The sequence below is a fragment of the Mizugakiibacter sp. genome, assembly GCF_039680435.1.
In the GTDB taxonomy this organism is placed as follows: domain Bacteria; phylum Pseudomonadota; class Gammaproteobacteria; order Xanthomonadales; family Rhodanobacteraceae; genus Mizugakiibacter.
On record NZ_JBDKSX010000047.1, the window covers coordinates 1 to 9,555 of the forward strand.

Sequence of the window (9,555 nt, forward strand, 5' to 3'; positions counted from 1 at the left end):
CGACCCGTCCCGGCTTGCCGCCGCGCTGCGCCCGGCGCCCGACGTGATCTTCCACGTCGCCGCCGACACCACGCTTTGGCGGCGCCGCGCCGCCGCCCAACTGCGCACCAACGTGGACGGCACGCGCACGCTGCTGCAGATCGCGCGGCGTGCCGGCGTGGCGCGCTTCGTCTACACCTCCAGCGTCGCCGTGTACGGCGCGGTCGAGCAGCAGGCCATCTTCGAGGCGCTGCCGCGCGGCGCGCTGCGCGAACCGATCGCCTACGCGCGCAGCAAGGCGCTGGCCGAGAAGCTGGTGCTGGAAGCCGCCGGCCAGGGCGACATCGAGGCGGTGGTGCTGCAACCGTCGCACATCCTCGGCCCCGGCGACCGCCACAACTGGGCGCGGCTGGCGCTGCTGATCGACCAGGGCCGGCTGCCCGGCGTGCCGCCCGGCAGCGGCTGCTTCGCCGACGTGCGCGCGGTCGCGCGCGCGCACCTCGCCGCCGCGGCGTACGGCGGCAACGGCGAGTGCTACCTGCTCGGCGGCGTGCAGGCCGGCTTCCTCGAACTGGCCGGGCTGATCGCGCACGAACTGCGCCGTCCGGCGCCGAAGCGCGCGCTGCCGCGCCGCCTGCTGATGCTGTACGCGCACCTCGGCGAGGCGCTGGCCCTGGTCAGCGGACGCGAGCCGCAAATCAGCCGCGACGGCGTCGCCCTGGCGTGCCAGCGCATGCTGGTCGACGACCGCAAGGCGATCGCCGCACTCGGCTACCATCACACCCCGCTGCCGGTGCTGGTGCGCGACACCATCGCCTGGCTGCGCGTCCAGGGCCTCCTGCATCCGCCATGAACACGCCGAATCCAGCCCCCGCCACTTCCCCCGCACGCGGCTGCGCCAACTGCGGCGCGCCGCTGAGCGGCCCGTACTGCTACGCCTGCGGGCAACCGGTGCGCGGCATGGTGCGTCCGCTGTCCGGGCTGCTCGCCGACCTGGTCGACACGGTCTTCAACATCGATTCGCGCATCCTGCGCACGCTGGGACCGCTGCTGCTGCGCCCGGGCTTCCTGACCCGCGAGTACTTCGCCGGGCGGCGCCAGCGCTACGTCACCCCGGTGCGCCTGTATTTCTTCCTCAGCATCGTCGCGTTCCTGATGATCCAGTGGACGCTGGCCGCGAGCGACCTCGGCGGCGGCCTCCGCCTGGACGGCCGCGACTCGGCCACGGGCAGCAGCCGCATCGCGCAAGCAACCAGCCTGGAGGACCTCGACCGCGACGAGCAGGCCGCGCTGCGTGGCCTGCGCGAGGCGCAGCAGACGGTCGGCAACGTGCCCGGCGCCGCCGCCGGGCTGGCCAAGGCGGAGGCGAAGGTGCGCGACCAGGCCGAGCGGCGGCGCGCCTACCTGCGCGCCGTCGCCGACGCCAAGGCCAAGGGCCTGCCGCCGCCGCCCGAACCCGCCGCGGCCACGGCCGCCAGGCCCAGCGAGGACACGCTGCCCGAAATCAGTTTCGGCGGCGGCCCGGCCTGGGACGCGGTGAAGAATCCGATCCGCATCGGCTGGCTGCCCAGCATCGCCAGCCAGCGCCTCAACGACGCGATCGCGCATGCGCTGCAGAACGTCAAGCAGATGCGGCACGACCCCAAGCCGGTGATCCTCGGCCTGATGAACGTGCTGCCGCAGACGCTGTTCGTGGTGATGCCGCTGTTCGCGGTGATGCTGAAGCTGTTCTACCTGTTCAAGCGCCGGCTCTACATGGAGCACCTGGTCGTGGCCCTGCACAGCCACGCGTTCATCTTCCTCACCATGCTGCTGCTGGTCCTGTTCGGCCTGCTCGGCGGCTGGGCGCACGCGCACGCGGCCTGGCTGATGACGCCGCTGCGCTGGGTCTCGGTCGCGGCCTGGATCTGGCTGTTCCTGTACCTGCTGCTGATGCAGAAGCGGGTCTACGGCCAGGGCTGGTTCATGACCGTGCTGAAGTACGGCGTGATCGGCCTGTGCTACACGGTGCTGATCAGCTTCGGCCTGGCCGCCGCATTCATCGTCAGCCTGGCGACGACCTGATCGCCGCCGCGCCGCCGCAGGCCTCGGGCGCGCACGGCGCGGCGGGCGCGCGCCGCTCCGGCCCGCTTCCCGGATGGGCGTTGTGCACAGCATCAAAACCGCCGGGTGTCGGCGCCGCCGGCCCGCCCGGCCGGCCGGAACCTGCGCCGGGCCTACGACGTATCCAATTGATTTCTCATTGATATTCGATGTTGGTTAAATCTTCGCCAAGTCGTGCAGACGCACGCCGTGGCGCGGCTTGGCGCGAGCTAATCCGCCGTTCACCCACAGGTTTATCCACAGCTCTTGTGGATAAATGTGATTCATGCACGCTGGCAGCCACTTATCGCGGCTTGCGCGGGGGCTGCGCAGCAGGCGGCGGCGGGCCGGCCGGGGCCGCAACGCGCGGCCCGGCTACACTCGCCGCATCCCGGGAATGACCATGCCCCCCGTCCTGCGCGTTGCCCTGCCGGTGCCCCTGCCGCGGCTGTTCGACTACCTGCCGCCGGCCGGGGCGGATGCGGTCGCGCCGGGCAGCCGGGTGCTGGTGCCGTTCGGACGCGGGCGGCGGGTCGGCATCGTGATCGGGACGGCCGCGGCAAGCGCGCTGCCGCCGGAGCAGCTCAAGCGCGTGATCGGGGCGCTGGATCCCGCACCGCTGCTGGACGCGGAGCTGCTGTCCAGCCTCGGCTGGGCCGCCGACTACTGGCTGGGCGCGCCCGGCGAGGTGTTCCTGCACGCGCTGCCGCAGGCGCTGCGCGAGGCGAAGCCGCTGCCGTCGCTGGGCGCGGAGACGTGGGCGCTGCGGCCGGCCGGCCGCAGCGCGCTGGATGCGCGCAGCCGCCGCGGCGCCGGCCAGGCGCTGCTGTTGGCGCTGGCCGACGGCGTGCAGCGCGCGGACGAACTCGACGCACGGCTGCCCGGCTGGCGCGCGGCGGCGCGACGCCTCGCCGCCGCCGGCCTGGTCGCCCGCGGCGAAGCGGACGCGCCGCCGGCACCCGCGACGTCCGCAGCCCCGCCGCTGAATGCCGACCAGCAGGCCGCCGTGGACGCGATCGCCGCCGCGGCCGGCGCATTCCGGCCGTTCCTGCTCGACGGCGTCACCGGCAGCGGCAAGACCGAGGTCTATCTCGCGCTGATCGAGCGCGCGCTCGCCGCCGGCCGGCAGGCGCTGCTGCTGGTGCCGGAGATCGGCCTGGCGCCGCAGACCGTACGCCGCCTGCGCGAGCGCTTCGGCGAGCGGGTCGACGTGCTGCACTCCAACCTCGCCGAAGGCGAACGCGCGCGCGCCTGGCTGCGCGCGCGGCGCGGCGGCGCGCACGTGCTGCTGGGCACGCGCTCGGCGGTGTTCGCGCCGCTGCCGGATCTCGGCCTGATCGTGGTCGACGAAGAGCACGACACCTCGTACAAGCAGCAGGAAGGCTTCCGCTACCACGCGCGCGACCTCGCGCTGGTGCGCGCGCGCGCGCGCGGCGTGCCGATCGTGCTCGGTTCGGCGACGCCGTCGCTGGAGAGCCTCGCCAACGCCGCCGCCGGACGCTACCGCCACCTGCGCCTGGCCACGCGCGCCGCGGCGGCGCGGCCGCCCGCGCTGCGCGTGCTGGACGTGCGCGGCCGCCGCCTCGACCACGGCCTGTCGCCGGCGCTGCTGGCCGCGCTGGACGACTGCCTCGGCCGCGGCGAGCAGGCGCTGGTGTTCAAGAACCGGCGCGGCTACGCGCCGGTGCTGCTGTGCCACGCCTGCGGCTGGCACGCCGCCTGTCCACGCTGCGACAAGCCGATGACGCTGCACCGCGCGCGCAACGTGCTGGCCTGCCATCACTGCGGCGGCGAGCGCCCGGCACCGGCCGCCTGCCCCGAATGCGGCGGCACCGCGCTGAAGCCGCAGGGCCACGGCACCGAGCGGCTCGAGGAAGCGCTGGCCACGCGCTTTCCGCAGGTGCCGGTGGTGCGCATCGACCGCGACACCACGCGCCGGCGCGACGCGTTCGAGACGCTGCTCGGCGGCCTGCCCGCGGACGGCGCGGCGATCCTGGTCGGCACGCAGATGCTGGCCAAGGGCCACGACCTGCCGAACCTGACCCTGGTCGCGGTGGTCGGCGTCGACGAGGGCCTGTACAGCGTCGACTTCCGCGCCGGCGAGCGCCTCGCCCAGCAGATCGTGCAGGTCGCCGGGCGCGCCGGCCGCGCACGCAAGCCAGGCGCGGTCTGGCTGCAGACGCACCATCCCGACCACCCGCTGCTGGCGACGCTGCTGCGCGACGGCTACGCCGCGCTCGCCTCGGCGATGCTGGACGAGCGCCGCGCCGCGCAACTGCCGCCCTATGCGCACATGGTGCTGCTGCGCGTGCAGGCGGCACGATCCGAACAGACCGATGCCTTCCTCGCCGCGGCCGCGGCCGCGCTGCCGCCCGATGCGGAGCTGCGCATCAGCGGCCCCATGCCCGCGCCGATGGCGCGCCGCGCCGGCCAGTACCGCGCGCAATTGCTGCTGGAAGCGGACACGCGCGCGCCGCTGCGCCGCGCGCTGCCCGCATGGCAGGCGGCGCTGGCCGCGCTGCCGACGGCGCGACGCGTGCGCTGGTCACTGGACGTGGATCCGGTCGATCTCTACTAGGCGCGCGGAGCGCGGGACCGCCACGTGGCGTGCGCGCTGCGCACGAGACGACACCGCGCGTGCGCGAAGCGCACGCTACGGCGAGCCGGAAACGGCGACGGCCCCACGCAGGGGCCGTCGGCAGGGTCATCGATGTCGTCGCGCTCAGGCCACGAACAGCGCGCGCATCTTCTTCATCGCGTTCGCCTCGATCTGGCGGATGCGCTCGGCGGAGACGCCGTACTCGCCGGCCAGATCCTGCAGGGTGGCCTTGTCCTCGGCCAGCCAGCGGCGCTGCACGATGTCGCGCGCGCGCGCATCCAGCTTGCCCAGCGCCTGCTGCAGCGTTTCGATCTGGTTTTCTTCCTGGTCCGCGTCGGCTACCGACTCGTACGGGTCGGCGCCCTGCTCGACCAGGTACGCGACCGGCGCGGGGCGCGCGTCGTCGTCGGCGTCGGCCGGCGCGTCGAAGGCGATGTCGTGGCCGTTGAGGCGCGCCTCCATCTCCAGCACGGTCGCCTCGGGCACGCCGAGTTCCTTCGCCACCGTGCGCACCTCCTCGGCGTTCATCCAGCCGAGGCGCTTCTTCGACTTGCGCAAATTGAAGAACAGCTTGCGCTGCGCCTTGGTGGTGGCGACCTTGACGATGCGCCAGTTGCGCAGGATGAATTCGTGCATCTCGGCGCGGATCCAGTGCACAGCGAACGACACCAGGCGCACGCCCTGCTCGGGATCGAAGCGCTTGACCGCCTTCATCAGGCCGATGTTGCCTTCCTGGATCAGGTCGGCGAGCTGCAGGCCATAACCGTTGTAGCCGCGCGCGACGTGCACCACGAAGCGCAGGTGCGAGAGCACCAGCTGCTTGGCGGCGGCGAGGTCCTCCGCGCCACGGTAGCGCTGCGCGAGCTCCTGCTCTTCCTCGAGGCTCAGCACCGGGATGCGATGCACGGCCGAGATGTAGGCATCGAGGCTGCCGACGACGCTGGGAATCGGCAGATTGCTGGCGACCAGGGCTTGGGACATGCGTGGCACCTCCTGACGACCGAAATTTAGCACTCGAACAGTTGGAGTGCTAATCATCGCGGGCAGTTCCCGCGACGCGGATAACTATACCACACCGTACAGGAAATGCGTCAAGCGGCCACGAGCGCGGCGCGGGGCGGCAGCGACCAGTCGATAGGAGCCTGGCCGTGCTCCTGCAAGTAGCGGTTGGCGCTGGAAAAATGACCGCAGCCCAGGAAGCCGCGGTGGGCCGACAGCGGCGAGGGATGGGGGGCCTTCAGCACCAGGTGGCGACGGCTGTCGATCAGTCGCCCCTTGGCCTGGGCATAGCTGCCCCAGAGCATGAACACCAGCCCCTCGCGCTCGCGGTTGAGGCAGTCGATGGCGGCATCGGTGAAGCCCTCCCAGCCCTTGCCCTGGTGCGAGCCGGCCTGACCGCGCTCGACCGTCAGCACCGCGTTCAGCAGCAGCACGCCCCGATGCGCCCACGGCGTGAGGCAGCCGTGGTCCGGGCGCGGCACGCCGAGGTCGCGCTGGATCTCCTTGAAGATGTTCTCCAGCGACGGCGGCGGCGGCACGCCCGGCGGCACCGAGAAGCACAACCCGTGCGCCTGGCCGGGGCCGTGGTAGGGATCCTGGCCGAGGATCACCACCTTCACCGCCTCGAACGGCGTGGCGTCGAACGCGGCGAAGATCTGCGGACCGGGCGGATAGATCGTCTTGCCGGCGCGTTTCTCGGCGCGCAGGAACTCGCCCAGCGCGCGCATCTCCGGCCGCGCGAACCAGTGACCGAGGCGCGCCTTCCAGGAGGGCTCCAGGCGCAGCCGCGCGTCGGCTTCGTTGCCGACCTCGCTCACGCCGACACCGTCGCGCGCAAGCGCTGCGACACGCGCAGCTGGAACAGCAGCTTGGTGATCAGCAACTGTTCCTCGATCGGCTTCTGCACCAGGTCGTTGGCGCCGGCCTTGAGCAGCGCAGCCTGGTTCCGGGGATTGTCGTCGCCGGTCATCACCAGCACCGGCAGTTGGCCCTTGCCGTAGTGGAAGCGGTGGCGCACGCGGTCGAGCAGGTCGCCGCCGGTCAGCTCGCCCTTCAGGTTGACGTCGGTCAGCACCAGGTCGGCGCCGATGCGCCCCTGCGCCTGCGCGGTTTCCAGCAGCGCCAGCGCGTCCTCGACGCTGACCACGTGCAGCACGGTCAGGCCGTGCTTCTCCAGCATGCGCCGCGTCGCCAGCGCGACCACGCGGCTGTCCTCGACGTACAGGACCTCGCCGTGGGCCTGCCGCTCGGGGCGCACGTAGCCGCGGATGAAATCGGCCAGCGCGCCGAAGCCGAGCGACTTGTCGAAGTAGTCGGTGACGTCGTCGGTCAGCGTGCGGTTGTGCAGGCGCTCCTCGACGTCGCCGGACACCACCACAATCGGGATGTAGGCCTGCGCGGCGTGCTCGCGGATCTCCCGCGCGAGCACCAGCCCGTCCATGTCGGGCAGGCGCAGCGCGGTGGTGAGCAGGTTGACGGCGCCGTCGCCGAGCCGGCGCAGCGCTTCCGCGCCGCTCTCGCAGGCGACGACCTCGACGCCCGGCAACTGCGCCTCCAGCACCTGCTGCAGCAGGCGGCGCGCCACCTTGGAGCCGTCGACCACCATCACCCGCGGCGCTTCGCTGCTGACGTGGCGCGTGATTCCCGTTTCCATTCCGCTCCCCGCGGGGCCCCAGGCGACACCGACCGAGACCCCGCTCCGCCCACCCTACCCCGATGCGTCCGCAACTGCCCTAGCGCGGCAGCGTCGCGCCCAAGTGGCGCGCGCTGGCCAAACGCGCGCCGAGCCAGCCCAGCGCCGCCGCCAGCAGCGGCACCATCAGCAGCACCGGCAGCGCGATGCCGGCGAAGCTGAGCTGCCCGCCATAGCTGCCGGCGAGGCGTGCCACCGGCCCGGCCAGCGCCAGCTCCAGCAGCAGCACCAGCAGCGCCGCGAACGCTCCGCTGCAAAGCCCGTACCAGATCCCCTCGTACAGGTACGGGCGGCGCACGAACGCCGCGCTGGCGCCGACCAGTTGCAGCACCGCGATCTCGTCGGCGCGCGAGCGGATGTCGAGGCGCACGGTATTGCCGACCACCAGCAGCGCCGCCAGCGCGAGCAGCACGGCGAGCAGCTGCACCGCGCGCCGCGCGACGCCGACCAGCGCGCCGAGGCGCTCGCGCCAGGCGCCGTCATCCTGCACCAGGTCGGCCTCGGGAAGCGTGCGCAGCGTCTCGACCAGGGTCGTCACCGCGGCGCGCGCCAGCTCCGGCCGCGGCTCCACCAGCAGCACGTAGGGCAGCGGGTTGTTGCTGCCGAGCGCGTCCAGCGCCGGCGCGAAACCTTCCAGCGCGGCCAGTTCCTGCAGCCCCTGCTGCGGCGTCTTCAGCGCCACCGCGGCGACGTCGACGCGCCCGCGCAGCCGCGCGGCGAGCGCCTGCGCGGCCTGCGCGTCGCGGTCGGCCTTGAGGAACACGCTGATCGCCTGGGTTTCGCCCAGCGCGGCGCCGAGGCGCTGCACGTTGCCGAGCAGCAAGTAGAACGCCAACGGCAGCGCCAGCGCGAAGCCCATCACGGCGACGGTCAGCAGCGTGCCCAGCGGGCGCTCGGCGAGCCGGCGCACGCTGGCCGCGAAGCACCACGCGTGCTGCTCGCGCCAGGCGCGCAGGCGCCCGCGCGAGGCCGGCCGCGCAGCAGGCTCGGCGCGCGCGGCGGCGGCGACGTCCCGGCGGCGCGCGCTCACGCGACCTCCGCGGCGGCAAGATCGGCGATCAGCTTGCCGTGGTCGAGCACGATCACGCGCTTCTTCATGCGCTTGATCAGCATCAGGTCGTGGCTGGCGATCACCACCGTGGTGCCAACCTGCTGGAAATCGGCGAACAGTTGCATGATCTCCACCGACAGCTGCGGATCGAGGTTGCCGGTCGGCTCGTCGGCGATCAGCAGCGCCGGCTTGGCGACGATCGCGCGGGCGATGCCGACGCGCTGCTGTTCGCCGGTGGAGAGCAGCGCCGGCGGCTGCTTTTCGTAGGCGAGCAGTCCGACCTTGTCCAGCGCGGCGCGCACGCGCTTGGCGCGCTCCTCCGGCGGCACGCCGGCGATCACCAGCGGCAGTTCGACATTGGCGAACACGCTGCGGTCGAGCAGCAGGCGATGGTCCTGGAACACCATGCCGAGCTTGCGCCGCAGGCGCGGGACGCCGCGCGCGCGGACCGTGCCGAGGTTCTGCCCGTCCAGCGTCACCGCGCCGCGGCTGGGCCGTTCGATCAGCGCCAGCAGCTTCAGCAGCGTGCTCTTGCCGGCGCCGGAGTGGCCGGTGACGAACACCATCTCGCCCGGGGGGACGTGGAAGGAGAGCTGCGACAGCGCCTCCTGGCCGGTGGCGTAGCGTTTGCTGACCTGGTCGAAGCGGATCACGTCACGGCGTCATGCGTGCGGGCGACCGCAGCGAGCATAGCGGGATCGCGCCGCCATGCCAGCCCCGGGAAGCCTCCCGACCGGCAGCGCCGCCCGCGCTGCGGACGGGCGATGGCATGCCGCCCCGCTCCCGCCCCTTGCTGCGCAAGGGTCTTGCTCCCCGTGCAGGGGGACGAGGCGCGGGAACGATGCGGCGCTGCCGCAAGGCGAAGCGGTGCGCCGCGTGCGGCAGGCCCGGGCATCCCCGCGGGTCACGCGGCGCGCGTCAACGGCGCCGGAACAGCGCGCCCAGGCGGCGCAGGAAGCCCGGCTTCTTCGACGCCGTCGCCGGGGCCGTGCCCGCCGGTGCGGCGGCCGGCGCGGCGGCGCGCTCTTCGCGCGGGCGTTCGCGCCCGCCGCGGCGACGGCGCTCGCCGCGCTCCTCGGCGCCGGGCGCCGGGCGCGCACCTGCCTGCGGCGACGGGCGCGCGGCGCTGCCGGCGTTGGGCGCCGCGCCTTC

The 9,555-nt window shown here is 73.2% G+C and carries 8 protein-coding genes and 1 pseudogene; 3 read left to right on the forward strand and 6 right to left on the reverse strand.

Features of this window, described 5'->3' with window-relative positions:
* The 3 genes from ABFC67_RS05550 to ABFC67_RS05560 all read left to right on the forward strand — a co-directional run.
* The coding region (locus ABFC67_RS05550) for an NAD-dependent epimerase/dehydratase family protein (protein WP_346737055.1) at positions 1-832 on the forward strand (832 nt) is incomplete at its 5' end.
* Positions 829-2,043 carry a DUF3667 domain-containing protein gene (locus ABFC67_RS05555; protein ID WP_346737056.1) on the forward strand — a complete coding sequence of 405 codons (1,215 nt, stop codon included), beginning with the start codon at positions 829-831 and terminating at the stop codon, positions 2,041-2,043. The genes ABFC67_RS05550 and ABFC67_RS05555, both read left to right, overlap by 4 nt.
* A gap of 421 nt (positions 2,044-2,464) precedes the next feature.
* On the forward strand, positions 2,465-4,639 hold the full coding sequence (locus ABFC67_RS05560; RefSeq protein ID WP_346737057.1) for a primosomal protein N': 2,175 nt from the start codon (positions 2,465-2,467) through the stop codon (positions 4,637-4,639).
* Positions 4,640-4,783: 144 nt separating this feature from the next.
* Here ABFC67_RS05560 and rpoH read toward each other — a convergent pair whose 3' ends face one another.
* The 6 genes and pseudogenes from rpoH to ABFC67_RS05590 all read right to left on the reverse strand — a co-directional run.
* Positions 4,784-5,641 carry an RNA polymerase sigma factor RpoH gene (rpoH, locus tag ABFC67_RS05565; protein WP_346737058.1) on the reverse strand — a complete coding sequence of 286 codons (858 nt, stop codon included), beginning with the start codon at positions 5,639-5,641 and terminating at the stop codon, positions 4,784-4,786.
* 110 nt (positions 5,642-5,751) lie between these two features.
* Positions 5,752-6,477: a uracil-DNA glycosylase gene (gene ung, locus ABFC67_RS05570; RefSeq protein WP_346737059.1), complete on the reverse strand. Its 726-nt coding sequence runs from the start codon at positions 6,475-6,477 to the stop codon at positions 5,752-5,754.
* On the reverse strand, positions 6,474-7,313 hold the full coding sequence (locus ABFC67_RS05575; RefSeq protein ID WP_346737060.1) for a response regulator: 840 nt from the start codon (positions 7,311-7,313) through the stop codon (positions 6,474-6,476). Before ABFC67_RS05575 ends, ung begins: the two co-directional genes overlap by 4 nt.
* A gap of 79 nt (positions 7,314-7,392) precedes the next feature.
* A complete protein-coding gene (gene ftsX / locus ABFC67_RS05580; protein WP_346737061.1) occupies positions 7,393-8,382 on the reverse strand; it encodes a permease-like cell division protein FtsX in 990 nt (329 codons plus the stop codon).
* Positions 8,379-9,056, reverse strand: coding sequence for a cell division ATP-binding protein FtsE (gene ftsE, locus ABFC67_RS05585; RefSeq protein ID WP_346737062.1), 678 nt, complete (start codon positions 9,054-9,056; stop codon positions 8,379-8,381). The genes ftsX and ftsE overlap by 4 nt, the downstream gene beginning before the upstream one ends.
* A gap of 265 nt (positions 9,057-9,321) precedes the next feature.
* A pseudogene (locus tag ABFC67_RS05590) lies at positions 9,322-9,555 on the reverse strand (hypothetical protein); the annotation flags it as partial.

Excerpts from the sequence above, each read along its gene's own strand:
- ABFC67_RS05555 (WP_346737056.1), top strand. The coding sequence starts at position 829 with ATGAACACGCCGAATCCAGCCCCCGCCACTTCCCCCGCACGCGGCTGC.
- ABFC67_RS05560 (WP_346737057.1), top strand. The coding sequence starts at position 2,465 with ATGCCCCCCGTCCTGCGCGTTGCCCTGCCGGTGCCCCTGCCGCGGCTG.
- rpoH (WP_346737058.1), bottom strand. The coding sequence starts at position 5,641 with ATGTCCCAAGCCCTGGTCGCCAGCAATCTGCCGATTCCCAGCGTCGTC.
- ABFC67_RS05575 (WP_346737060.1), bottom strand. The coding sequence starts at position 7,313 with ATGGAAACGGGAATCACGCGCCACGTCAGCAGCGAAGCGCCGCGGGTG.